We start from the raw sequence: 23,692 nt of genomic DNA, 5'->3' as shown, positions 1-23,692 counted from the left end.
TCAGGTGCCAGGGAACGGTCTCTAACGACCAGGATGCCGGACGACCTTCCGCCCGCACACATCATACCACAAGCCGCTATACACAGGATGCCGGGATAAACCCGGCATGACGGAAATTCAGGGGATCGGCAAAATCAATTCCGCCAATGCGAAAACCCCGGAAGCGATCGCTTCCGGGGCCTTCGATTGCACAAAGAAAACTTCTGTCAGATCAGGCGAGCGGCTTGATCTGGCCGGCGTTCTGAAGGGCCATCATGAACTGATCATAACGGAACTCGCAGGTCTTCAGCCAGCCATAGGCAGCGTTCTTGTATTCGGTCTGATCGTTGTAGATCTTCTTGAAGGTCGCGTTTTCGGCGCCGAGCTCGGCGTAGACTTCCATGGCCGCGTTGTAGCAGGCCTGCATGATCTCGGTGCTGTAGCCCTTCATCACCGCGCCGTCGCCGATCAGTTCGCGGATCGCGACCGGGTTCTTCACGTCATATTTCGCCATCATGTTGGTGTTGGCGAAGGCGCAGGCATCATCGAGCGCTGCCTGGTAGTGCTTCGGCAGTTCCTGGTACTTCGCCTTGTTGAAGAAGCCGTGGATGACCGGACCGCCTTCCCACCAGCCGGGATAGTAGTAGTACTTGGCAACCTTGTAGAAGCCGAGCTTCTGGTCGTCATAGGGGCCGACGAATTCTGCGGCATCAATCGTGCCTTTTTCAAGCGCCGGGTAGATATCGCCGCCGGCGATCTGCTGCGGCACGACGCCGACCTTCTCCATGACGCGACCGGCGAGACCGGCAATACGCATCTTCAGACCCTTCAGGTCGTCGACGGTATTCACTTCCTTGCGGAACCAGCCGCCCATCTGGGCGCCGGTATTGCCTGCCGGCAGGCCGTAGACGCCGTAGGTGTCGTAGAACTCGTTCATCAGCGTGTTGCCGTTGCCTTCGTAGAACCAGGCATTGGACAGGCGCTGGTTCAGGCCGAAGGGAATGGCCGTGCCGATCGCGAAGGTCGGATCCTTGCCCCAGAAATAGTAGGAGCAGGTATGGGCCGCCTCAACCGTGCCGCTCTGCACCGCATCGAAGGCCTGCAGGCCGGGGACGATTTCGCCGGCGGCATAGCACTGGATCTCGAAATTGCCGCCGGTGGCAGCGGAAACGTGATTGGCGATGTCTTCAGCGCCGCCATAGATCGTGTCGAGCGATTTCGGAAAGGACGAGGTGAGACGCCAGGTCACTTTCGGGTTTTCCTGCGCGATCGCAGGCGCGGCAAGCGCGGTTGCCGCAGCAGCGCCAACGCCGCCGGCGCCGACCTTTTTGATAAACGAACGACGGTCCATAGATACCTCCCAAAATGTGATGCGTCCGCGCAAACTCTCCTCCGGCGGACGTCTCAGCGAAGAAAGCACTTTGCTTGACATGTTTCAACTCTCGCCTGCAGACGAACGGGACTTTTCTGCCCCGAAATCCGGCGCCGTAAGACCAATGTCTAATGTCCCCCGATCGCCGGGCGTTATCGTCCGATCAGAATTTGCCATGGCCGGAGGCAACGGATTCGTTTGACAGACATCCCCCAAGGCGACATCACTTCGAAAAACAAACGCCGGAGCCTTCATGTCAAAACCGATCGTCGCCGTTCCCGCCGATACCTGTTTTTTCCGCGAAACCACCTGGCATGCCGCACAGCAGCAATATGTCGGCGCGGCGCTGGATGTCGCGGGCGCGATGAGCTTCATCATTCCCGCGCTGGGCGAGGCGCAGGATATCGACGCCATGCTCGACCGCGTCGACGGGGTGATGATCACCGGCTCGCGCTCCAATGTGGCGCCGGCGCTCTACGGCAAGACGGAAGAGGAGCGCGACGGCCCCTTCGACCCCGGCCGTGATGCCACCACGCTGCCGATGATCCGCCGCGCGATCGAACGCGGCATGCCGCTCCTGTGCATCTGCCGCGGCATCCAGGAACTCAATGTCGCGCTTGGCGGTACGCTGGTAAGCGAGGTGCATGAGCTCGAAGGCCGCATCGACCACCGCCAGCCGCCCGAAGGCGACCGCGATGCCCTCTTCGTCATCCGTCAGCCGGTGCATGTGAAGGAAGGCACCTGCCTTGCCGATATACTCGGGGCCGGCGAGGTTCAGGTGAACTCGCTGCACCGCCAGGCAATCGGCGATGTCGCCCCCGGTCTTGCCGTCGAGGCTGTTGCACCCGACGGCACGGTGGAAGCGGTTTCCGTCATCGGCGCGAGGAATTTCGCCGTCGGCGTCCAGTGGCATCCGGAATACTGGGCGAAGACAGACGAGACCTCGCGCAGACTGTTTGCGGCCTTCGGCGACGCCGTCAGGGCCTATGCGGCGGGCGTTCGCCGGGGTTGACGCCCCTCTTCCCGCTGCTGCCGACGACCGTGCTGGTCACCGGCGCTTTGCCGTCATCCTCAGGCCGTCGCGCATGTTCAGCCCCATGAGCGCGATATTGACCGCGCCGAAGACGAGTTCGACGGCCTGCACGGCATAGAACCACCCATCAAATGCGCCCGCCCCGGCCTTTGCCGCAAGAAAAAGCGCCGACGGGATCAATACGACGATGCCGTTGAGGGCGATCAGCGGCATGCGTCTGCGCTTAGCGGCGATGAGCCGCCCGCGCATCGGCCGGGCAAGGCGAAAGCCGGAAAAGCCCGCAAGCGCCAGCAAGGGCGCCAGCAGCAGGAAACCCCACGGAATCCAGGTCTTGACCTGCGCCACAAGGGCGGGCCCGGCGAAGAGTTCCGAAAGAATGGTCGACAGGAAGAAAGTGACAATGATCGCCAGCGCCAGAGCGCCGGCAACGGGATGCAATGTCTTCAGCATGGGTTTTCTCCTTCATTTTATATAGCATGCTATATATCATTGCATAGCAAGCTATGCAAATGCTACCGAAGGGCATGACGTTTCAGAAAGACCAATCGGCCGGCTACCTCGCCAATCACATGGCGCGTCTGTTTGAACGCGGACTTGCGGGCCGCATCCGGCCTCTCGGACTGACCACGGGCACGTTTCCGGCGCTTCTGGAATTGTGGGAAAATGACGGGCTGACGCAGAAGCAACTGGTGGAGCGGCTCGACATCGAGCAGGCAACCATGGCCAACACGCTGTCACGCATGGAGCGAGACGGGCTGATCAAGCGGGAAAGAGATCCTGAAGATGGCCGGGTCCAGCGCATCAAGCTGACCGAGCGCGCCCGCGCCCTGCGTGATCCGGCCATTGAAGCTGCCGCGGCTGAAAACGAAGACGCCCTCTCCGGCCTTTCGGCAGAAGAGAGCGCGCAGTTTCTTCATCTGATGCAGAAGATCATCGCGACCCGAAGGCAGCGGCCCTGAGGTCAGACCTTCGGCGGAACCGGCGTCTCCGGCACGGGGGTGACCGGGCGGCCTTCGGCAAACCAGCCCCTCAGATTGTCGGCCACAAGCTGCGCCATGCCCTGGCGCGTCGGCACGGAAGCCGAAGCGACATGCGGCAGCAGGCTGACATTGTCGAAACCGCGCAGCTTCTCCGGCACATGCGGCTCCTCGTAGAAGACATCGAGGCCCGCGCCGCCGATCGTTCCGGTCTCGAGGGCGGCGATCAGCGCGTCCTCGTCGACGCTCCAGCCACGGCCGACATTGACGAGGATGCCGTCAGGGCCGAGCGCGGACAGAATTTCGGCATTGACCACCTTGTGGGTCTCGGGCGTTTTCGGAACGATGCATATCAACGTGTCGACGGCTTCCGCGAGAGAGGCGAGCGTCGGGTGGTAGGCGTAGTCGACGCCCTTTTTCGGGCTGCGGGTATGATAGGAGATCTCGACCTTGAACGGCTCCAGCCGGCTTGCGATCTCAAGCCCGATCCGCCCGAGCCCGTAGAGCCCGACCTTGCGCCCCTTCACCGAGAAGGGCGAGAGCGGAAAATTGCCTTCCGTCTCCCAGCGTCCCTCGCGCAGAAAGCGCTCGGCCGCATAGAGACGACGCACGGAATTCAGGAGAAGCGCGATGGCCGTATCGGCCACCTCGTCATTCAGCACATTCGGCGTGTGGGTGACGACGATGCCCCGTTCTGCGGCATGGGTCGTGTCGATGCCGTCATAGCCGACGCCCGGGCAGGCGATGATCTCGAGATTTGGCAGGGCATCCATCTGCACGCCGGAGAACCCGCCAAAGGCGACGACGGCCCGGATGTCGGCGGCCTTTTCGCCCAGCGCGCCCGGCCCGCCCTCGGGCATGGTCACCAGTTCGTAATCGTCCTTCAGCACGCCCTGCACGAAGGGATTGAGGTTCTGCGACAGCATGACGGTTTCTTTGGGCATGGGGCCTCCCGAAAATGTTCTGGTTCTGAAATGGACATGGAAGCATGTAGCAGAGCGCTACAGCGCAAGATAGCTCTCGGCGGTCTCGCGGTAGGGTCCTGTCGACTGGCGGATGCGCATTTCCGGCTTGATCAGGTGCATGCCGTTGGGCGCGTTCGAACCGGCCAGCCTGTCGAGCAGCGCGCGCGCGGCCAGCCGCCCGACCTCGGCCTGGCCGTTCCAGACCGTGGTCAGCGACGGCGTGGAAATCGAGGCTTCCTCCAGATCGTCATAGCCGGTGACGGAAATATCGGCGCCCGGCGTCAGCCCCGCGCGCGAAATCCCGTTCATCAGGCCGATCGCCACCAGATCGTTCCAGCAGACCGCCGCCGTCGGCTTCTGCGGCAGTGACAGAAAATGCACCGCCGCCTCGAACCCGCCCTGCTTGGTGCGTGGTCCCGGAATGCGCAGGCCCGGATCGACCGGGATATTGGCCTTCTTCAGCGCATTGACATAGCCCGCATAGCGGTCGCGCCCGGTCGAGGTCTGGTCCGTGCCGCCGATCATGGCGATGCAGCGGTGGCCGAGGCCGATCAGATGGTTGGTGGCCAGCGCAATGCCGTAGCTGTCGTCGCCGCGATAGGTCGGCAGGTCCAGCTCCTCCATGGTGCGGGCGACGAAGATCGCCGGCATGCCATTGTCTTCCGCCAGTTGCACATCGGCGGGCGGCGTGCCGATCGCCGGCGACATGATCACCCCGTCGCCGCCGAGCTGCAGCAGCGTCTCGATGAAATTGCGCTGCTTTTCGACCGAGTCGTAATGGTTGGAGAGAATGAAAGTGTGCTGGTTGCGGTCGAGCTCGCTCTCGATGGCCTTGAGGATCTCGCCATAGAACGGGTTCATGATGTCATGAACGACGACGCCGATAATGCCCGAACGCGAGGTCCGGAGGCTGGCGGCCCGGCGATTGTAAATATAGCCGAGCGTGCGGGCCTGTTCCTTGATCCGCTCGCGCGTGGCGCTGGCCACGAGCGGGCTGTCGCGCAGCGCCAGCGACACCGTGGCCGTCGAAATCCCCAGAGATTCGGCAATAGTGGAAAGTTTAACTTTCTGGGCCACGGCATTTCTCCCGGTGATTGAACGCCCCGCGCTTGGGATCTTGATTTAAAATTTTAATTCAAAAACCGAGAAGATTTCAACATAAAAGCAAAAATCGGTTTAATTTTCCGGGGAAACCGCCGTGGCGCCTGGCTTCTCTCGGTCGGCCCGGGCGACGCCCCGCCTTGCTGCCCGCCGCCATCCTCCTTATATAGGCGGAAAATCCTTCAAAGGAACGATCATGACTGACACGCAAGCTGCAAAGCCCATCCCGGTGACCGTGCTGACGGGCTATCTGGGATCGGGAAAAACCACCCTGCTCAACCGCATCCTCTCCGAAAACCACGGCAAGCAATATGCGGTCATCGTCAATGAATTCGGCGAGATCGGCATTGATAACGACTTGATCGTGGAATCCGACGAAGAAATCTACGAGATGAACAATGGCTGCGTGTGCTGCACGGTGCGCGGCGACCTGATCCGGGTTGTCGAGGGCCTGATGCGACGCCCGCGTTTCGACGGCATCATCGTCGAGACCACCGGCCTTGCCGACCCCGTTCCGGTGGCACAGACCTTCTTCATGGATGACGACGTCAGGGCCAAGACCGCGCTCGACGCGGTTATTGCGCTGGTCGATGCCAAGCACCTGCCGCTGCGTCTCAAGGACAGCCGCGAGGCCGAGGACCAGATCGCCTTCGCCGATATCGTGCTGCTCAACAAGACCGACCTCGTCAGCGCCGAAGAACTGGCAGACGTCGAGGGTCTGGTGCGCGCCATCAATCCGGCTGCCCGCATCTTCAAGACGGAACGCTCCGGCATCGAGCTGGAGCGGATCCTCAACCAGAACGCCTTCGATCTGAAGCACGTTCTGGAGGACGACCCGCACTTCCTCGACCACGATCATGACGACCATGTCTGTGGCCCCGATTGCAACCACGACCACCATGATCACGATCACCACGATCATGACCACCACCACCATCATCATGGTCTCTCCGATCACCATGATGTGACGGTACAGTCGGTCTCGCTGCGCGGCGGCGCGCTCGATCCCAACCGCTTCTTCCCGTGGATCCAGTCGGTCACCCAGAACCAGGGCCCGAACATTCTCCGCCTGAAGGGCATTCTCGCCTTCAACAACGACGACGAACGCTATGTTGTCCAGGGCGTCCACATGATCATCGAGGGCGATCACCAGCGCCCGTGGAAGGACGGCGAGGCGCGCGAAAGCCGGCTCGTCTTCATCGGCCGCGACCTTGACCGCGAAAAGCTGGAGAAGAGCTTCCGGGCCTGCGAGGTCCAGAGCTGATGCCGAGCGTTGCGCCCGTCGACATTGACGATCATGTCATCGCCGCCGCCTTTCTCGGCGGAATTGCGTTCTTTGCCACGGCCGGAGGCCGGATCCACCGGCTCGATGACGGCGAGAAGGTGACGGAGGCCCATGACGGCCTCCTGACCTGCGTGCGCGACCCCTTCAGCCAGTCGCTGATCACCGGCGGCGAGGACGGTCGCGTTCTTCGCGTTGCCAAAGACGGCTCTTTCGAGGAACTGGCGAGCGTGCCGCGCAAGTGGATTTCCGTCGTTGCCGGCGGCCCGCACGGCGCCGTCGCCTATGCCGTGGGCAAGGAGACGCGGGTGATTGCCAGCGGCGCGTCACATCTCTTCACCGAGGAGCGCAGCGTCGAGGCGGTCACATTCGCCCCCAAGGGGCTCAGGATCGCGGCCGCGCGCTATAACGGCGCCTCGCTGCACTGGGTCGCGGGCTCTGCTCCCCCGGTCGATCTCGAATGGAAGGGCGCTCATATCGGCATCACCTTCTCCCCGGACGGGCGCTTCCTCGTCACCTCCATGCAGGAGAACGCGCTGCATGGCTGGAAGCTGGACGGGAAGCTTTCGGCGGAAGCGCGACACATGCGCATGAGCGGCTATCCGACCAAGGTAAAATCCTGGTCCTGGTCGCCGAAGGGCAAGTGGCTCGCCACGTCCGGCGCGCCGGCGGCCATCGTCTGGCCGTTTTCCGGCAAGGACGGGCCGATGGGCAAGGCGCCGCTCGAACTGGGCACCCGCGCCAATATCCTGGTCACCCAGGTCGCCTTCCACCCTTCGGAGGAAATGCTCGCCATCGGCTTCATCGATGGCATGATCCTGGCCGTGCGCCTTTCCGACCAGAAGGAAGCCCTCCTGCGCCGCCAGGGCAAGGGCGCCATTACCGCACTCTCCTGGGACGAAGCGGGTCAGCGCCTGGCCTTCGCCTCCGAAGCCGGCGATTGCGGCATCGTTACCATCGCGGCCTGAAGACGATCGCCGTCCCGGTTGGCAAAATCCTCTTTCCCAAACTCCCGATTTTCCGGCCCGGCCGCATCGGGCTGAATTTTTTTGCCGGCAGCATTGCCGCCTTTCGGACTGGAGCAACAATAGCTTCGCTCGCTCTCGCAAGAAGGCAGACTCACGCGACTGATTTCCGCTATGATGGGCGGCAATAACCAGTTGGGAGAAAAAACAATGGTCAATCTGATCAAGGCGGCCGCGATCGTCGCTCTGGCAACGATCGCGGGATGCCAGACTGCCCCGCCCGAAACGCCGTTGCAGGAATTGCTGGACCAGGGCGCGCGCGCCGAACTCGCGGCGCAACGCTGCGAAAGCTATACGAGCCTGCGCGGCGACAGGAAACTGCGGGACGCCTCCCAAGAAATCTATGCGAAGGCGCGGGAGATGGGCGCTGACCAGCCAGATATCGATGCCGCCCGGCTGCGCGCCCGACAGCAGGCGGGGCTGCGCGACACGCTGATCGGCAACGAGGCGACGTGCGACGAACTCTCTATCCTGCCGCCGGGCTACTAGAGCGCCGTGCGTCCATTCGGACGCACGGCGCTCTATCTGTTTGTTTTGACGCATTTCGCAGTCAGGCGTTTCCGCCTGACTGCGAAATGCTCTATGCGGCAACGCTGCCGGAAGGTCCCGGCCAGAAGGCTCCAGCCAGGACGCCGGTCGCCTCTGCGGACGACCCCATCATCCGCTTATTCCGTCCGAAACGACGATCGGCCATTGCCGATATCCTCTCTGGGAATGAGATGACACCGCGCGTCCCGCATCGTTTCCAAGCGCGCTGATCGCCGCACCGCGGACGTTCACTCGCAATGCAGGGGCGGACTTTCGACAAAGACAGATGCTTTCCCTCGGCCGCGAGAAACGCGGCGGGGCATGGCTCATCGCGCGAATCGCGTTGCCGGTCGATAAGCCATGCAAGCGCGTTCCCCGCACACCCGAAGCCTCGAAATCATGGTTCTATGCCGAACAAAGAGGCAGAGCCGCGTTTTCACGAAACGCGGCTCCGGATCAGTTGAGAATGCCGTTGGCCGTACCGATGATCGAGATCGACGGCAGGATCTGCGAGATCAGGCGATTCCAGTTGGTGACCGGTTGGCTGGCGACGAACACGATGTCGTTCGGACGAAGCTGAAGCTCGGTTGCCAGCAGAAGATTGGCGGTATTCTGAGCGTCGAGCGACCAGGCCGTGATGCCCATTGCGCCGGTGCTCAGGTCACGATCCTTGCGCAGGAGATAGATTCGGCGCGGGTTGCCCGTGACAGGCTGGATGCCGCCCTGCTCGAACATTGCGTCTGCAAGCGAGGCGTAACGGTCGAAGGGCAGCGGCCAACGGCCCTGGTTCTTGACCTCGCCGAAGACGTAGACGTAGTCGCGATCAACCGCATCCATTGAGAGACGGGTCTGGAAGATGTCGCGTTGCTCGTCCAGAACATCGCGCTGGAATTTGGCGAGGTCGAGTTCCTGGCGCATGTAGTTTTCGGCCAGCTCGACCGAAAATTCCGTGTCGACGAAGACACGGTCCCCGTTCTGCAGCAGAACCCGCGGAATATCTTTCTTGGCAAACAGCTTGGTTGCCGGGACCTGGTAGGTCTTGTCATCGCGGTAAAGCCTGACCGTCGCGTATTCCGGATCCGTGGCAACGATGCCGCCGGCCGCGGTTACCGCTTCATCGAGATAAAGCGGCGTCAAAGTGATCGGCTCGAGCTGCGGCTGCCCCACAGCGCCGCCAACGGCGACGCGCTGGGAGTTGAAATCGGTAATCTCGAGATTGAAGTTCGGATCGATCTGACTCTCGACGAGCTTCTGAAACAGAAGGGATTGAGCCTCTTTGAGGGTCTTGCCGGCGATGGAGACGCGCCCGACCGTCGGGATCGCGATGGCTCCGTCATCCTGTACGGTGTAACCTTGGCGCGAATTCTGAGCGGCAAGCAGGCCATTCATCTGGTTCAGCGTCGAAGAATCAGCATTCGGGGTTGCCAGAAGCACCACGTCGCCAACGCCGATCTTGTAGGGCTTTGGCTCCTGCAAAGGCGGCAGGTTGGTTTGAACCGAACCGGGGCGCTTCTGCGGGCGATAAGCCGAAATACGCGGCACGGCCGAACTCTGCAGCGTTGCCGTCTGGTCGAAAACGGGCGGCAGCGAGCGCGGCGTATAGGGCGTCATGGCGTTCGCCATCGTCACGTTCTGGCTCGTCACCGGCACAACCTTGACTACGGAGGTCTCTCCCACAACCGGGCGAACCTCCGATACGTTGTACAATGCACTACACCCGGTCATGACGATCGCGGTGAGGATGACGGTAATGGCACGCAATTGAAACTCTCCGAATTGCTGTCACTTGCCCCGAATTTATAAGCCCAGAACGTATCACCCCGCGGGAGACAAGCAAAGCGCCCGGCAAGAATACATGGATACTCGAAAACAATTAATCAGAAACTGGTTCTGCTCCTTGACGGAACGGCAAAACGACCAGAAATGGTGTTTTTCTCTTCGCCCTGTGACCAATTGGCGACATCGGGTTGAATGCGGAAACCGGGTCAATTCATTCTCCCTTAATAAGCAAATCGCAGCGTGAGTCCATAGCGCGGCTCATCCTGGGCAAGCATCGTTCCCACTCCGTGGAGACCTGTTGCATTTGTGGCATAGACATCGGCGCTGAAGGGCGTGTTGTGGAGATCATACCGCGCACCCGCCGACCAGATCACGTCGGCGCCATCGGAAACGCCCGTAACCTCGCCCATGAGCTCGAGATCACGGAACGGACGGACCGAGACGCCAGCGCCGATGCCCCAGATGCGTTCCTGATGATAGGCGGCAAATTTCGTTTCAAGCGTCACGCTGGCCTTTTCCGAGAAAGCCAGGCTTGCCGGGAGCGCACCGTAAAGCACGCCGGTCGTCGGTTTAACGAAATCGCGGCCGGCAAGCACCTGACCTGACAGCGAGAACAGATCGCCGTATTTCTGGTCCATCAGGCGGAGCTTGCCGCCGATCATATAGGACCATTCATCGTTCCAAACGCTCAGCGCGTTTCCGGCGGCGCCGCCTGAAGGATACTGCGAGAAGATGGCGTCAAGCTGAAGGTCCTGATCCGGACTGAAGGCCAGATGGACGTCGCCGAAGCCCCGATTTCCCATCCCCGCTTCCACCAGAATACGTCCGGGCGACAGCGTGTCGGCGCTTGCAAGAGTGATACCGCCGATCTGCTCCTGCAGTTCCAGTTCGGTAACCGGGCTCAGCATATCCACCCTGTAGCTGTCGAAATAGACGTCACGCGTCGCCTCGCCGACAAAGGGCGTGTAGCTGAGGCGGACACCATAGGCAATATCATCCGAGCTTGGCGGAAGCGCGATGATGCTGGTTGCCGGAGTCATTCCCCAGCCATTGGTGGCAAAAAGATCAACCGCCGCCTTGGGGGTTATGGCCAGCTTGACGCCCGCCATCCAGACCGGCGTCGTCTCGAGGCCGGCCGAGCTGGAGAGCGTATTGCCATCGGTTCCGTATGGCAGCATCACCGTTGCATAGGATTGCAGTCCGGTGACCGGCTGCCAGGTCAGACCGGCGCCGATGTACGGCACTGTTCCGTAATAGGGCTGGCCGTTGATGCTGTCGGGCAGAAAAGAAACACCCGGGGTTACGTGGAAACGCAGGGAATCCGTCACCGTCAGGCTGATCGGCAGTTGGAGGCTGCCGGCAAGATCCAGCGTCCCGTTTCCGTCATTCTGATAAAGATTGCCGGACAGGAAAACGCCTTCCAGCGAGCCGAAGGCCGCCATGGAGAGACCGTAGCCGTCAATCAGGCCGTATTTGATGCCGGCTCCACCGGCGAGAAAGGAAAGATTGTCATCACAGATCGCCGCCGCGCAAAGGGGCGGGTCGTCAAAAACATGAGCAAAGCCGCTTATCTGAAAGCGATCGGTGATCGCCCAGTCGGCGCGCCCGTCGTAAACCTGCGTGCCGGTCGAGGCGCCGCCAAGGGTCTGATCGGAGCCGAACTGAAGATAGACAGCCCCCTTGGGCAGAAGGTATCCGGTCTCGAAACTCGAATAGTTGGAGGCCATCATCTCGATCGGCGTCTGGTCAAGAAACAGGGCTCCGGGCCCCTCAAGGACCTGAGCCTCCGCCGGCCTCGAGGCCGCCAAACCGATAAAGCCGCCCAGAAAAGCGGGCAAAAGAAGAAAACCGGCCAGGTTCGATACTCTGGACATAAACCGCCGTTTCCCGATCGTAAAACATCCTAAAAAATCGAGGTGACGATAGCCCATTAACAAATCCTAAACAAGCGGATGTCAGGAACCTAAAGGCACGCAGAACCAACAGATAAACCAAGGGTAGAAGAATGCGCCATCAATACCCGAAAAAATGCCCGCTATGAGTGATTCGAAGTACTTATACTCTCAGTGCGATCAGGTTTCCACAGGTCACAGACGACGGCATAACGCCAAATCCCGCCCTCAGGCGCATCGCCCCCCAAAGGAAAGCGGCATTTTTACAGCATTTTAACCATAAACAACCAAATCGCCTCCATCGCAACCGATCCGAGAGGCGAAACGACAAGAAGGGCGGCTCCATGGAAGCGCAGGAGACGGAGCTCCCGTTCCGTGCCGGTCACCCAAACTACGCAGGGCAGTCTCTAGATGAGATGGAGCGCGCCTCACCCCGGGCCAACAAAGCCTGTCGCCCAGGCCCGCTCTGTCATCTGCCGGCCGGCGATCTGGCTGGCCTTTCTCCCACATACGGCCTGACCTCTTCATCACGCGGAAGACCAGATGCACCGGCGGGAACCGATCCCGGCTCCGTCGTTCAGCGCGCCGGGCTGCCTGAAACGGCCGGATACGCAGGGCCGGTGTCGCCGGTCAGCAAGACTTGCATTCCAGGCAAAGATGACGCTTCCTGCCGTCACCTGCATCAGCCGAAAGGGGAAACGATGAAAACCCGCAGCTTCGCCGTGATCGGTCTTGGAACCTTCGGCAGCACAGTCGCCAGTGAACTCGCCCGGTTTGGCAATCCGGTCCTGGGCATCGACATCGACGGACAGTATGTGACGCGGCTGGCAGAAACGCTGACGGAGGCCGTGATTGCCGATGGAAAGGACGAACTCGCGCTCAAAGAAGCCGGCGTCGGAGATTATGACGTCGCCATAGTCGCGATCGGGGAAGACCTGGAAGCCAATGTCCTTTGCACCATGAACGTCAAGATGCTTGGCGTCGAGACGATCTGGGTCAAGGCCCTCAACCGGACGCATCACCGGATATTGACGAAGCTCGGCGCCGATCGCGTGATCCTTCCTGAACACGAAATCGGACAGCACATCGCGCAGATGCTGCACAACCCGCTCGTGCGAGACTATGTCAGCCTCGGCAACGGCTATCACGTGGTCGACTTCAAGGTCCCGGCGGAACTCGATGGCAAGATGGTTGGCAAGGCCGCGATTTTCGAAAAATACAATGTCAGGGCATTGGGAGCCATGCGGGACAACCAGTATCTGTCCTGTGACGACGGCGACCTGACGCTGAGGGAGGACGACAAGCTGCTCCTGCTCGGAAAACGAGGGGACCTGCGTCACTTCGGAGACGACCTGCGTGACGGAGACTGACGCATGCTGCGCATCTATCCGAAACGTCCAACGCCTCAACTGGCGCCGCCGCTCGTCCTGATCCTGATCTATGCCGGTCTCATCGCCCTCGGCACGGCTGCTCTGAAGCTCCCCCTTGCCACGGCAAGCCCGATCACCTGGTCCGATGCCGCCTTCACGGCGACTTCGGCCGTTACGGTTACGGGCCTCGTCGTGGTGGATACCGGCAGCGTCTACACCTTTTTCGGCCAGACCATCGTGATGATGCTGATCCAGCTTGGTGGGCTCGGCCTCATGACCTTCGCGGTCCTGATCCTGTCCATGCTTGGCCTGCCGGTCGGTTTCACGCACCGTCTGTACCTGAAGGAAGACCTCAACCAGACCTCCGCCACCGACCTCCTTGCGCTGACGCGCGTGATCCTCAAGGTCGTCCTGTTGTGCGAACTGATCGGAGCTGTTCTGCTGGCACTGGTTTTCGTGCCTGAATCAGGCTGGCGCGAAGGCCTGTGGCAATCCCTCTTTCACTCGGTCTCCGCCTTCAACAATGCAGGCTTCGCGCTCTTTCCGGACAGTCTCAGCCATTGGGTCGGGAACCCCGTCATCAACCTGACCATTCCGGCTCTGTTCATCATGGGCGGGCTTGGATTCACGGTCGCCTCGGATCTGTGGCGCAAGCGTAGCTGGCGCCATTTCTCGTTGCACACCAAGCTGATGCTGACCGGAACAGTGGCGCTGCTCGCATGGTCGACGATCTCATTTGCCATGATGGAGTGGACCAATCCGGGGACCCTCGGTCAACTCGCCTGGTCCGATCGTCTGTGGGCAAGTTGGTTTCAGGCGGCGACAACCCGCACCGCAGGCTTCAATACTGTCGAGATCGGCAATCTTTCAGACGGCACCTCGCTGATGTTCATGACCCTGATGTTCGTCGGCGCGGGCAGCACCTCGACAGGCGGAGGGATCAAGGTCACGACCTTCATCGTCCTCATGCTCGCGACGATCGCCTTTTTCAGGCGGCGGGCCACTATCCATGTCTTCGGACGGGAGCTTGGACTGGAACAGGTCATGAAAGTGCTGGCGCTTGCCACAATCAGCACCCTGCTCGTTCTATGCTCGATCTTCATGCTTCTTCTGTTTCATGAAGGCGATTTTCTCGCAATCGCCTTCGAAACGGTCTCGGCTTTCGCCACCGTCGGCATGTCCCGCGGCATCACGGGCGACTTCGACAGTGCCGGACGCGCCGTCATCATGGCGGTCATGTTTGTGGGCCGCGTGGGACCCATGACGCTGGGTTTCCTCCTGGCTACCCGAAGACCCAGCCGGATCGGCTATCCGGCAGGCACCGTCTATCTCGGATAGATGCGCTCGGATCAGGCCCCGGCTGTTCCACGCCTCTGCCGCTTCGCCGCCGCACTAGTCTGCGAGGCGGCCGAATGTCTCGAAAAAGGCCTTCGATGAACCATCCGGGGCCTTGCCGACGCCCCAGCGCATCAGGGTCGAGGCGTCCTCGGAGAAGCACCAGTACTGGCCGATGATCACATCGCCGTCGAGCTGTTCCAGCACCTGGAATTCGCGGGCGCTCAACTGACGGATGCGCACTTCGTTGTAGCGGGCGTTACCCGCAATCGGCGCAGGCTTGTCATCCAGCGTCGCATCGAACTTGTTGACGTAAAGTTTTTCGGGATTGGTGTCGTTGACGCCCTCATAGGCAAGGAAATTCTCTTCAAACCGCATGGTCAGGGTGAGGCGAAACCCCGCAGGAAACATGCCGTTGCTCCAGTAGCTCTGCGGATGAAACGACCGATAGACCCCGCTCAGGGGTGCATTGTCCCAGAGATCAGGTTCGATGGCGGGTAGGCCCCGACCCGTGGCAAGAGCTTCGATCAGCATGGTCGTGTCTTTCATTTTCATGTTGTTTGTCGAAAGAAAAGAAGTGCGGCTTTCAGATCAGGCGCCTCGCCGGCTTGCATTGCGAAGCGTCGGATCAAGCTGGTCGCGCAGCCAGTCGCCGACGATTGAAACCGAAAGCGCGAGGAAAAAGATGATGGCGCCGGGAAACATGGTGAGCCACCACGAGGTCATCAGCCTGTCGCGCCCGTCGCTCATGATCTGACCGAGGCTCGTCATTGGCGGCTGCACGCCAAGGCCGAGAAAGCTCAGCGCCGTCTCCAGAAGCACCGTCAGCGGCAGGTTGATGGTGAACTGAACCAGAATGACGTTGAAGATGTTGGGCAGGATATAGCGCAGGTAGATCCGAGACGCGGAGGCCCCCAGAACCCGTTCGGCCGTGACGTAACCGCGTTCGCGCACCGAAAGCGTGGAGGCGCGCACCAGACGGGCGTAGTTTTCCCAGCCGCTGAAGCCGACCATGATCACGATCAGCAGCAGGCTGCTCTTGAACAGCGCCAGCACGAACAATGCGACGATGATGATCGGGACCGAGGCCTGCACGTCGACCGCCATCATGATCAGCGTGTCCGTCTTGCCGCGCATGCCGCCGGCAATCAACCCGAGAAGCGAGCCGAACACCGCGCCGATCAGCGTTCCGAAGATGGCGACCAGCAGAGTCACCTTAGCCCCCATGGCAAGCCGAGCCAGAAGATCGCGGCCGCGGCCGTCCGTGCCCAGAACATGATCCCAGGACCCGCCGAGAAACACCGGCGGTTCGAACCGGTCAAGCAACGACGTCTGACGGAAGTCATAGGGCGTCAGGAAGCCACCGAAGAGGGCGAACAGGACGAACAGGACGACGAAGCCGATACTGATACGCACGGCGAGCGGCATGCCATGGAAAAGCGAGTTTCCGTGCCTCATGACGCAGCCCTCCGGATTCTCGGATCAAGAAACGAATAGAGGATATCGACTGCAAGGTTGGCGAAGGTCATCGAGAAGGTGACGGCAAGCACCAGGAACTGAACCACGGCGATGTCTCGGGTGGCGACCGAACGCACCAGCAACTGCCCGACGCCCGGCCATGCGAAAACCTGCTCCGTGACCACCGCGCCTGCCACCAGTCCGCCAAGGCTGAGGCCCAGCATGGTGACGATGGGAATGGCCGCATTGGAAGCGGCATGCCGCCACAATCGCCGCGCCGCAGGCACCCCGCGCGCTTCAAGCGCCATCATGAAGGGCTGGTTGATCGTTTCCAGCAGCGAGGACCGCGTGAACCGCGCGAAGGCGCCCATCGAGGCAAGCCCCAGCGTTGCCGCAGGCGGCAGCAGCAGAAGCAGCGAGATATGGCCATTGGCCGCCGCGCCGAAGAACACGCCGAAGACGAGCGCGCCCGTCAGGATCACGACCAGACCGAAGAAGAAATTCGGCATGGCGAAGGCAAAGACCGAAAAGCCCATCACCAGCCGGTCGATGAAACTGTTGCGGTTAAGCGCGGCGACTGCGCCGATCAGGATGCCGAAGACGACCGCGATGGCGAGCGCCGTGCCGCCAAGCAGCAATGTTGCCGGGAGCCGGTCGAGAAACAGCGTGAGCGACGATTTCCCGGTGTGGATCGAATAGCCGAAATCGCCCTGAAACAGGCCGAGAACGTAATTGGCGTATTGAACCGGCAGCGGCTTGTCGAGCCCCAGCTTGACACGGTAGGCCTCCACCACTTCCGGCGGAGCGTCCGGCGGCGCGAGCGCCTGCGCCGGGTCGCCGGAAAGGCGAATGAAGAAGAATACGATCGTCACTGCGATCAGCAATGTAATCAGCGAACGAACAACGCGAAACAGGATGATCCGGGTCATGAAAGATCGCCTCCCATGGCCGATACCCCCCCTGTCCTCGAAAGCGATGAGGTCGCGCGCCCGGCCCTGTCTGGAACCGCGTTGAGCAGCGTTCGGGTATAATCATGGGCCGGGGTCACCAGCACTTTTGAAGCCGGCCCCTGCTCGACTGCCTCGCCGCGGTACATCACCGTCACTTCGTCGCAGATCGAAGCGGCGACGCGCAGGTCGTGGGTCACGAACAGCATGGCGAAGCCGAGCTTTTCCTGAAGTGCTGAAAACAGCGCCAGGATCTGGGCCTGGATCGAAACATCGAGCGCCGAGATCGCCTCGTCGGCGACCAAAATTTCCGGCTCGACCACCAGCGCGCGAGCAATGCAGAGCCGTTGTCGCTGCCCGCCGGAAAATTCATGCGGGAAGCGATCGAAGGCCTGTTCCGGCAGTCCGACCAATGCGAGTATCTGGCGCGCGCGTTCGGCTGCCTGCTTACGGGTCGCGCCGTGGATCAGAGCGCCCTCGGCAACGCTCCATCCGGCCTTCTGGCGCGGGTTGAGCGCGCTGAACGGGTCCTGCTGCACGAGCTGGATGCGTTTGCGCATGGCGCGCGGCATGCCGGTCGCGAACTGTCCGATGTCGGTGCCATCGAGGATCACCGACCCGCCGGCCAGCGGCTCGAGCTGGAGAATGCCGCGCACGAGGGAGGATTTTCCCGACCCGCTCTGGCCGACAAGGCCATGGGTCTCGCCGCGTTTCAGCAAAAGCGACACCCCGCGCACGGCCTCGATGTCCCGGTTCCCGAAAAGACCGTCGCGCTGATGATAGGTGATGGCAATATCGCGCGCCTCGAGCACCGCCGGCCTGTCGCGTTCCGGAGCAATCCGTGAGCCCGGCCTCGGCAGGCTCTCGAGCAGACGGATCGTGTAAGGATGGCTGGGCGCCTCGAATATCGCGTCGCGCGTGCCGGCTTCGACGATCTCGCCATCGCGCATGACCATCACCCGGTCGGCAATATCGGCGACGACCGAAAGATCGTGGGTGATGAACAGAAGGCCTGCCTGGAATTCGTCCTGCAGGTCTCGGATCAGAGCCAGGATTTCCGCCTGTGTCGTAACGTCGAGTGCGGTCGTCGGCTCGTCCGCGATCAAGAGCGCCGGCTTGAGCGCCAGCGCCATGGCGATGGCGATCCGCTGGGCCTGCCCGCCGGAAAGCTGATGCGGGTAGGATTTGTGGATCCGTTCGGGTTCGGCCAGCCTGACGGCCGCAATCATCTCCATGGCTCGCTCGCGCCGGGCGCGCGCCGACCCCATGCCGTGGACCAGGAGCAATTCCTCGATCTGCTTTCCGACCGTCATCACCGGATCAAGCGTGGCCGCCGGCTCCTGGAAAATCAGGCCGACCCTTCCTCCCCTGAGCCTGCGCATGGCGGCAGGATCGCCCGTCGGAAGCGGAGCGCCCTCGAACATGATCGCGCCGGCGGTCTTTTCCAGACCGCGCGGCAGCATGTCCAGCAATGCCTGGGCGGTGATCGACTTGCCCGAGCCGCTCTCGCCGACCAGACATACGCATTCGCCCGGACGGATCGAGAGATCGAGGCCGCGGACCGCATGCTCGCGGTCAGCGCCATCCGGCAGGGCGATCGTCAGGCCGCGAATTTCCAGCAGTTCCGACCGATCGTCAGGCACATGCATGTCCTAGGGTTCGATCGTCAGGAAATCGCTGGTGAAAATCGTCAACTGCGAGCTTCCCGGATCCCATTCATACTCGTCGCTCATGGCAAACGTCTGGACGTTGCGCCACAGATACATGCCCGGCGTGACGTCTTCCCAGTCCTCTACCAGGTCGAGATAGGCGGCATTCCTCTCCTCGAAGGTCTGAGCGCGCTCGAAGCGCTCGCCATCGGCCAGGAAATCCTCGGTCGGCGCCCATGTGCGGTGGGCGGCGGTAACGCGGCTCGACGAGGGCCCCCAGTCCAGCCAGAGCGGACGGTAGGGGTCTCCGGTAAACTCGGACGACATCGACATGTTGAGCATGTGGAACGGGCGCTGATAGGCGAGCGAGAAGTTGTCGACGATGTTGAGTTCGACATTGATGCCCAGGTCGCGCCACATCTCGACCATGTATTCGGCGGCCACCTCGTAGTTCGGGTAGAACCCGCGCACGATGTTCCAGGTCAGCGGCTGACCGTCATAGTCGCTTTTGGCAAGAAACTCGGCCGCGCGCTCCGGATCGTAGCCGTAGGTCGCCTTGCGTTCGGGATCATAATAGGGGCCGTATTCCGGGAAATTGAACGGCGTCGGCGTAAACGTCATGCCGTTCCACAGCGCCTCGGTAATGGCGTCCCGATCGATCGCCATCACCATCGCCTTGCGCAGATTGGCATCGACGAGCGGATTGTCGTCCATCCCCTCAATGGTGAGCGTGTTGAACGCGAACATCGGATAATTGCCGATCTGGTCAACGATCAGATGAATCCCGTCAGTGGCTTCGACGGATTCCATCTGGTCCACGGGAACGCTCATGATCAGGTCATAATCGCCGGAGACCAGACCGGCATAACGCGTCGAGAACTCCGGAACGATCTTCCAGGTCACGCTTTTCAGCGGCGGCGTTCCGCCCCAGTAGTCGTCATAGGCTTCCGCGATCGCGTGGTCGGAGGGATCGAAATCCGTGATCTTGTAGGGACCGGTTCCGATCGGCATCTGGCCGAAGGCCTCGGTGCCAAGGCTCTCATAATAGTTCTTCGGAAGAACGTAGCCGATCGGCGTCGTCAGACGGTTGATGAAGGTGGCATCGGGATAGGCCGTTTCCAGATCGACCGTATAGTCATCGACAACGGTGACGCCGACGAGCCCGCGCGCGTAGTTCTTGCCGCGCGGCGCGAGCGGCTTCTCGCCCCAGAGCCTCTCCTCGGAAAGCGAGAAGGCGACGTCTTCGGCGGTCATCGGATCGCCGTTCTGGAACGTCACCCCTTCACGCAGGTGCAGCCGCCAGGTGGTCGGCGTCACCTGCTCCCAGCTCGTAGCAAGCCCGGGGATGATGGTGTTGCCTTCCGGGTCCTCGAAATAATTCCGTTTCACCAGCGTGTCGAAGACATTGCCGTAGACCCGGCCGCCGGTCGTCGAAAGACCGATCACCGGGTCGAGCGTCGACCAGAGATTGTCGACGGCAAAGGCAAAGTCCGGTCTTGTGTCTTCCTGCGCAAAGGCCGGCGCCGTGGCAAGGGACGATACGCCGGCGCTCAGGAAAAGCATGGCGGACGTCAGAAGCGTTCTTCGTTTCAACATGGTATGCGATCCCTCTGAAAGTCGTTTCTCGCAACGGGCGGCGGGCCCGCCGTTTCTTATTGCATGACGATGCTGCCGCAACGCTTCAGGCGGTTTGCCGCCTCCGGTTCGTTGCATCCGGTTCAAAACTGTAGTCGCGTTCATTGACGAGCGACGGAATTGAGCGGCGGGTCTTCAAGACAAGCGAAAGGTCGAGATCGGCCACCGCAAGCCCGATGCGCTTGCCCATGTCCTCCACGACCGTGCCCCACGGATCGACAATCATCGACTGCCCCCAGGTCTCCCGCCCGTCATCGTGATGGCCGCACTGGGCCGCCGCCACGACATAGCAGCCGTTTTCGATGGCGCGCGCGCGCAGCAACGTCGCCCAATGCGCCTCTCCCGTCGACATCGCGAAAGCCGAAGGTATGAACAGGATCCTGGCGCCGGCATGGGCATAGTCACGGTAGAGATGGGGGAAGCGCACGTCGTAGCAGACCGACATGCCGAAGGGCCCCCAGGGCGTATCCGCCAGCACCGCTTCTCCACCCGGCGCGTATCGATCGGATTCGCGGCGCGAGATTTCTCCCGGCAGGTCGACATCGAACAGGTGGATCTTGTCGTAGCGTGCCACGAACACGCCACTCCCGTCGATGAGATGGCTGGCATTCGAGAACCGGCCGCCATCGGCGCCGGCAAGCGGTGTCGAACCGGTATGGATCCAGAGCCCGTATTTCGCCGCAAGTTCACGGCAGGCCGCAAGAAAGGGATCCCGCGTTTCATCCGTGACGGAAAGACGCGCGGACGCCACGTCCTTGTTGACCATGCCGGAAGCTTCCGGAAGGGCCAGAAGGTCGGCGCCCGCCGCATGGGCCTCGGCGGCAAGGCTTGTGACGATCTCGATATTGCGGACATGCGTATTTGACGAGCACATCTGCGCCATTGCGAGACGGATGGTCGCATGATCGTTGGTCGCGACAGTCGTTGTGGTCATCCTGCGTCCCTCCGGCCAAGGGCAATGCCTCAGAAACGGGCAGAGCCGAAAAATCGATCAACCACAGGCTAGAATGAGAAATCCGACAAAAAAAGTACAAAATTTCCTCTTCTCGTCTATAAAACTAACATGACATTGCGCCGCAAGGAGGTATCGACATGGCACAGGATCGCCTGCCCCCATTAAGGGCGCTGAAAACCCTGGAGGCTTTTCATCAAAGCGGATCGGTGACGGCAACGGCTCGGACGCTGAGCGTCTCGCACTCCGCCGTCAGCCATCAGCTCAAGCAGATCGAGGACTGGGCGGGTATCAGGCTGATGCGGCGCGAAGGCCGCCAGACCGCGCTGACGGAGGCCGGAGAAAGCCTGGCGCAGGTCATCAACGAGAGCTTCGGCGCGATCAGGCACGAGATCGACCGGCTGACGATGCGCGAGAGACTTCCCGTCTCGATCGCCTCGCTTCGATTTGTGATCCCCAACTGGCTGCTGCCGGAAATCGAAGCCTTCATGGCGGAAAACCCGGAGGTCTCCGTCTATGTCCAGGAACATATTTCGGACCAGCCGGTAAGCCCGGAGCCCGATCTTCTGATCGGCTTTGCCCTCGACGGCCAGATTCCGGAAGGTGCCGAGCCGATCATCCCCGGATCGGCAATCCCGGTCTGCGCGCCGTCCTACCAGGCCCGCCACGCGATCGAAAGCGAAGCCGATATCGCCAGCGCCACGCTTCTGCATGACGAGGACATGCGCATGTGGCGAACATGGCTTTCCGCCGCAGGCATTGGGGCACTGAAAGATGGAGACGAAAGGCGGCTTTTCTTCTCGGGTTCGGCGCTGATCTGCGACGCGGCGCTCAGCGGGCTCGGCGTCGCGTTGTGCCGGGAAGCCCTGATCGAACCCTATCTCGAACGTGGCGAACTGGTCCGACTGTCCGATATCCGGATCGACAAAGCCTCCGTCTACTACCTGCAACTTTCCCAGCACGGCATGAACCGCCGTGCCGCGATCGCCATCAGCGACTGGCTGATCGGACGCGGTCGCGAAAGGTGGCAGAAGACGCTTCATCCGCAGTAGAGCCCGACAACAGAATTCGAGGAATGTCTGGCGAGACCTGACCCTGCGCGTTGCAGTGAGGATCCGCTTTACATTTTCAACCTTCGCATGGATATAGGCCAAGCCCTTCGCGGGCATTCGTCCCGACCGAAATCCGAGAGCACAGATGGCCTTGCCCCTTTCCCGACGCCTGAACCCGCCGGATCATTTCTCCGCGGAAGCCCGGGGAGCGTTGTTCATGACGCTCGGAATGGGCGCTTTCGCGCTTGAGGATCTGGCGGTCAAGCAGGCATCAACGGACATTCCGGTCGGACAGGCTGTCGTCATCTACGGGCTTGTCGGCACGCTGTGCTTTGCCCTCTTCGCCCGCTTCAAGGGCGAGCGGGCGCTGCATCCCGCCATCTTCTCCAAGGTGATGATGCTGCGTTCGGTCTGCGAGATCGGCGGCCGGCTGTTTTATGCTCTGGCTCTGGCCCTGACGCCGCTTTCAAACGCATCGGCAATCCTGCAGGCGGCGCCGGCGATCGTTGCCCTTGGCGCGATCCTGTTCTTCTCCGAACAGGTGACAGCGCGAAAATGGCTGTCGATCCTTGCGGGCTTTATCGGCGTCCTGCTGATATTGCGCCCCGGACTTGAAGGTTTCCGCGCCAGCGCGATCTTCGCCGTTCTCGGCACGATCGGGTTTGCCGGGCGGGATCTGGCGACGCGGGCAGCGCCGGTCTCCATGTCAACGGCACAGATCGGCGTGCTGGGATTTGCCATGCTGACACTGGCTGGCGCCGTCCTGTTGATCTTTTCGGGCGGCACCGCACCACCAGAAGCTCTGACCTGGAGCTTTCTGGCGGCGGCAACGCTCTTTGGCATGCTGGGCTATTGCGGACTGACGCTTGCGATGAGAACCGGACGCATCGCTTCGGTGTCGCCCTTCCGATATTCCCGCCTGCTCTTTGCTCTTGTTCTCGGGGTTCTGATTCTGGGCGAGCGTCCCGACGCCATCTCGCTTCTCGGCAGCGCCATCATCGTTGCAAGCGGCGTGATCGTGCTGCGCGAGCGACGCTAGGCCCGCGGGAAGATTGCGCTTAGCCAAGCATTTATCCGCTGCAAGTCGAATATCCGGAAGAAATGGATGGTACGGTTGGGTGGGGTCGAACCACCGACCTCAGGTGCCACAAACCTGCGCTCTAACCAACTGAGCTACAACCGCACAAGGACGATGCGTCATGCATCGCGGCTCACATAAAAGGCCTGACAGCTTTTTGCAAGCCCCTTGATGACCGATCGATAAAAATCCTGTGCCTTGGCGCCAATCCGACCGTTAACCGTGCGCGATGAAAAGACCGGACCTGATCTGGACCACAATCGCCATTATTATTATTAAGAAA

At 61.3% G+C, this 23,692-nt stretch carries 21 protein-coding genes and 1 tRNA gene; 9 read left to right on the top strand and 13 right to left on the bottom strand.

The genetic code is table 11. The annotated features are described in order from the left end of the window. Positions 1 to 211: 211 nt before the first annotated feature. Positions 212 to 1,330, bottom strand: a complete 1,119-nt coding sequence (locus tag GGR30_RS16395) for a TRAP transporter substrate-binding protein (protein WP_183488279.1) — start codon at positions 1,328 to 1,330, stop codon at positions 212 to 214. Between the two features lie 274 nt (positions 1,331 to 1,604). Here GGR30_RS16395 and GGR30_RS16390 point away from each other — a divergent pair, with 274 nt between their 5' ends. Beyond that, positions 1,605 to 2,363 carry a gamma-glutamyl-gamma-aminobutyrate hydrolase family protein gene (locus tag GGR30_RS16390; RefSeq protein ID WP_183488277.1) on the top strand — a complete coding sequence of 253 codons (759 nt, stop codon included), beginning with the start codon at positions 1,605 to 1,607 and terminating at the stop codon, positions 2,361 to 2,363. Positions 2,364 to 2,399: 36 nt separating this feature from the next. Here GGR30_RS16390 and GGR30_RS16385 read toward each other — a convergent pair whose 3' ends face one another. Beyond that, positions 2,400 to 2,834 (bottom strand): hypothetical protein, encoded by a 435-nt coding sequence (locus tag GGR30_RS16385; protein ID WP_183488275.1) that lies wholly within the window; start codon positions 2,832 to 2,834, stop codon positions 2,400 to 2,402. A gap of 74 nt (positions 2,835 to 2,908) precedes the next feature. Here GGR30_RS16385 and GGR30_RS16380 point away from each other — a divergent pair, with 74 nt between their 5' ends. Beyond that, a complete protein-coding gene (locus GGR30_RS16380; protein WP_183488273.1) occupies positions 2,909 to 3,343 on the top strand; it encodes a MarR family winged helix-turn-helix transcriptional regulator in 435 nt (144 codons plus the stop codon). 2 nt (positions 3,344 to 3,345) lie between these two features. On the opposite strand, the gene GGR30_RS16375 is transcribed toward GGR30_RS16380, so the two are convergent. After that, entirely contained in the window at positions 3,346 to 4,305 is a 960-nt protein-coding gene (locus GGR30_RS16375; protein ID WP_183488271.1) for a 2-hydroxyacid dehydrogenase, read from the bottom strand. Between the two features lie 57 nt (positions 4,306 to 4,362). Beyond that, positions 4,363 to 5,403, bottom strand: coding sequence for a LacI family DNA-binding transcriptional regulator (locus tag GGR30_RS16370; RefSeq protein WP_138748668.1), 1,041 nt, complete (start codon positions 5,401 to 5,403; stop codon positions 4,363 to 4,365). A 220-nt stretch (positions 5,404 to 5,623) separates the two neighbouring features. Between GGR30_RS16370 and GGR30_RS16365 the strand changes: the two genes are divergently transcribed. The 3 genes from GGR30_RS16365 (at position 5,624) to GGR30_RS16355 (ending at position 8,223) form a co-directional block, all read left to right on the top strand. Then, entirely contained in the window at positions 5,624 to 6,691 is a 1,068-nt protein-coding gene (locus GGR30_RS16365) for a CobW family GTP-binding protein (RefSeq protein ID WP_183488269.1), read from the top strand. Next, positions 6,691 to 7,677, top strand: coding sequence for a WD40 repeat domain-containing protein (locus GGR30_RS16360; RefSeq protein WP_183488267.1), 987 nt, complete (start codon positions 6,691 to 6,693; stop codon positions 7,675 to 7,677). Before GGR30_RS16365 ends, GGR30_RS16360 begins: the two co-directional genes overlap by 1 nt. A 207-nt stretch (positions 7,678 to 7,884) precedes the next feature. Then, positions 7,885 to 8,223, top strand: a complete 339-nt coding sequence (locus GGR30_RS16355) for a hypothetical protein (protein WP_183488265.1) — start codon at positions 7,885 to 7,887, stop codon at positions 8,221 to 8,223. Positions 8,224 to 8,718: 495 nt separating this feature from the next. Here GGR30_RS16355 and GGR30_RS16350 read toward each other — a convergent pair whose 3' ends face one another. Next, positions 8,719 to 10,023 carry a polysaccharide biosynthesis/export family protein gene (locus GGR30_RS16350; RefSeq protein WP_246413960.1) on the bottom strand — a complete coding sequence of 435 codons (1,305 nt, stop codon included), beginning with the start codon at positions 10,021 to 10,023 and terminating at the stop codon, positions 8,719 to 8,721. Between the two features lie 239 nt (positions 10,024 to 10,262). Further along, positions 10,263 to 11,915 (bottom strand): hypothetical protein, encoded by a 1,653-nt coding sequence (locus tag GGR30_RS16345; protein WP_183488263.1) that lies wholly within the window; start codon positions 11,913 to 11,915, stop codon positions 10,263 to 10,265. A 362-nt stretch (positions 11,916 to 12,277) separates the two neighbouring features. Between GGR30_RS16345 and GGR30_RS16340 the strand changes: the two genes are divergently transcribed. Continuing rightward, positions 12,278 to 13,303, top strand: coding sequence for a potassium channel family protein (locus GGR30_RS16340; RefSeq protein ID WP_246413958.1), 1,026 nt, complete (start codon positions 12,278 to 12,280; stop codon positions 13,301 to 13,303). Positions 13,304 to 13,306: 3 nt separating this feature from the next. Then, positions 13,307 to 14,641 carry a TrkH family potassium uptake protein gene (locus GGR30_RS16335; protein WP_183488261.1) on the top strand — a complete coding sequence of 445 codons (1,335 nt, stop codon included), beginning with the start codon at positions 13,307 to 13,309 and terminating at the stop codon, positions 14,639 to 14,641. A 54-nt stretch (positions 14,642 to 14,695) separates the two neighbouring features. Here GGR30_RS16335 and GGR30_RS16330 read toward each other — a convergent pair whose 3' ends face one another. The 6 genes from GGR30_RS16330 to GGR30_RS16305 form a co-directional block, all read right to left on the bottom strand. Then, a complete protein-coding gene (locus tag GGR30_RS16330; protein WP_183488259.1) occupies positions 14,696 to 15,193 on the bottom strand; it encodes a hypothetical protein in 498 nt (165 codons plus the stop codon). Between the two features lie 36 nt (positions 15,194 to 15,229). Continuing rightward, positions 15,230 to 16,096: an ABC transporter permease gene (locus GGR30_RS16325; protein WP_246413957.1), complete on the bottom strand. Its 867-nt coding sequence runs from the start codon at positions 16,094 to 16,096 to the stop codon at positions 15,230 to 15,232. After that, on the bottom strand, positions 16,093 to 17,025 hold the full coding sequence (locus GGR30_RS16320) for an ABC transporter permease (protein ID WP_183488257.1): 933 nt from the start codon (positions 17,023 to 17,025) through the stop codon (positions 16,093 to 16,095). The genes GGR30_RS16325 and GGR30_RS16320 overlap by 4 nt, the downstream gene beginning before the upstream one ends. After that, positions 17,022 to 18,686, bottom strand: coding sequence for a dipeptide ABC transporter ATP-binding protein (locus tag GGR30_RS16315; protein ID WP_425488363.1), 1,665 nt, complete (start codon positions 18,684 to 18,686; stop codon positions 17,022 to 17,024). Before GGR30_RS16315 ends, GGR30_RS16320 begins: the two co-directional genes overlap by 4 nt. A 9-nt stretch (positions 18,687 to 18,695) precedes the next feature. Further along, the gene (locus GGR30_RS16310; RefSeq protein ID WP_246413956.1) at positions 18,696 to 20,288 is read right to left on the bottom strand and encodes an ABC transporter substrate-binding protein; all 1,593 of its coding nucleotides are present in this window, start codon (positions 20,286 to 20,288) and stop codon (positions 18,696 to 18,698) included. Between the two features lie 85 nt (positions 20,289 to 20,373). Beyond that, positions 20,374 to 21,261 (bottom strand): carbon-nitrogen hydrolase family protein, encoded by an 888-nt coding sequence (locus tag GGR30_RS16305; protein ID WP_183488253.1) that lies wholly within the window; start codon positions 21,259 to 21,261, stop codon positions 20,374 to 20,376. A 158-nt stretch (positions 21,262 to 21,419) separates the two neighbouring features. On the opposite strand from GGR30_RS16305, the gene GGR30_RS16300 reads away from it, so the two are divergent. Together GGR30_RS16300 and GGR30_RS16295 are read left to right on the top strand one after the other, a co-directional pair. Further along, complete coding sequence (locus tag GGR30_RS16300) at positions 21,420 to 22,331, top strand: LysR family transcriptional regulator (protein WP_183488251.1); 912 nt, start codon at positions 21,420 to 21,422, stop codon at positions 22,329 to 22,331. A gap of 145 nt (positions 22,332 to 22,476) precedes the next feature. Next, positions 22,477 to 23,370 carry a DMT family transporter gene (locus GGR30_RS16295; protein ID WP_183488249.1) on the top strand — a complete coding sequence of 298 codons (894 nt, stop codon included), beginning with the start codon at positions 22,477 to 22,479 and terminating at the stop codon, positions 23,368 to 23,370. Between the two features lie 67 nt (positions 23,371 to 23,437). Here GGR30_RS16295 and GGR30_RS16290 read toward each other — a convergent pair. Beyond that, positions 23,438 to 23,514: transfer RNA gene (locus GGR30_RS16290), tRNA-His, on the bottom strand. Positions 23,515 to 23,692: the final 178 nt, after the last annotated feature.

Origin of the sequence: Martelella radicis (assembly GCF_014196625.1) — a bacterium.
GTDB lineage: Bacteria > Pseudomonadota > Alphaproteobacteria > Rhizobiales > Rhizobiaceae > Martelella > Martelella radicis.
The sequence above is the reverse complement of the archived record's forward strand: the minus strand, read 5'-3'. Positions and strand labels throughout refer to the sequence as shown.

Coding starts and splice junctions, on each gene's coding strand:
- GGR30_RS16355 (WP_183488265.1), top strand. CDS start 7,885: ATGGTCAATCTGATCAAGGCGGCCGCGATCGTCGCTCTGGCAACGATC.
- GGR30_RS16310 (WP_246413956.1), bottom strand. CDS start 20,288: ATGTTGAAACGAAGAACGCTTCTGACGTCCGCCATGCTTTTCCTGAGC.
- GGR30_RS16395 (WP_183488279.1), bottom strand. CDS start 1,330: ATGGACCGTCGTTCGTTTATCAAAAAGGTCGGCGCCGGCGGCGTTGGC.
- GGR30_RS16345 (WP_183488263.1), bottom strand. CDS start 11,915: ATGTCCAGAGTATCGAACCTGGCCGGTTTTCTTCTTTTGCCCGCTTTT.
- GGR30_RS16390 (WP_183488277.1), top strand. CDS start 1,605: ATGTCAAAACCGATCGTCGCCGTTCCCGCCGATACCTGTTTTTTCCGC.
- GGR30_RS16330 (WP_183488259.1), bottom strand. CDS start 15,193: ATGAAAATGAAAGACACGACCATGCTGATCGAAGCTCTTGCCACGGGT.
- GGR30_RS16305 (WP_183488253.1), bottom strand. CDS start 21,261: ATGACCACAACGACTGTCGCGACCAACGATCATGCGACCATCCGTCTC.
- GGR30_RS16360 (WP_183488267.1), top strand. CDS start 6,691: ATGCCGAGCGTTGCGCCCGTCGACATTGACGATCATGTCATCGCCGCC.
- GGR30_RS16320 (WP_183488257.1), bottom strand. CDS start 17,025: ATGACCCGGATCATCCTGTTTCGCGTTGTTCGTTCGCTGATTACATTG.
- GGR30_RS16385 (WP_183488275.1), bottom strand. CDS start 2,834: ATGCTGAAGACATTGCATCCCGTTGCCGGCGCTCTGGCGCTGGCGATC.
- GGR30_RS16380 (WP_183488273.1), top strand. CDS start 2,909: ATGACGTTTCAGAAAGACCAATCGGCCGGCTACCTCGCCAATCACATG.
- GGR30_RS16375 (WP_183488271.1), bottom strand. CDS start 4,305: ATGCCCAAAGAAACCGTCATGCTGTCGCAGAACCTCAATCCCTTCGTG.
- GGR30_RS16295 (WP_183488249.1), top strand. CDS start 22,477: ATGGCCTTGCCCCTTTCCCGACGCCTGAACCCGCCGGATCATTTCTCC.
- GGR30_RS16365 (WP_183488269.1), top strand. CDS start 5,624: ATGACTGACACGCAAGCTGCAAAGCCCATCCCGGTGACCGTGCTGACG.
- GGR30_RS16335 (WP_183488261.1), top strand. CDS start 13,307: ATGCTGCGCATCTATCCGAAACGTCCAACGCCTCAACTGGCGCCGCCG.
- GGR30_RS16300 (WP_183488251.1), top strand. CDS start 21,420: ATGGCACAGGATCGCCTGCCCCCATTAAGGGCGCTGAAAACCCTGGAG.
- GGR30_RS16325 (WP_246413957.1), bottom strand. CDS start 16,096: ATGAGGCACGGAAACTCGCTTTTCCATGGCATGCCGCTCGCCGTGCGT.
- GGR30_RS16340 (WP_246413958.1), top strand. CDS start 12,278: ATGGAAGCGCAGGAGACGGAGCTCCCGTTCCGTGCCGGTCACCCAAAC.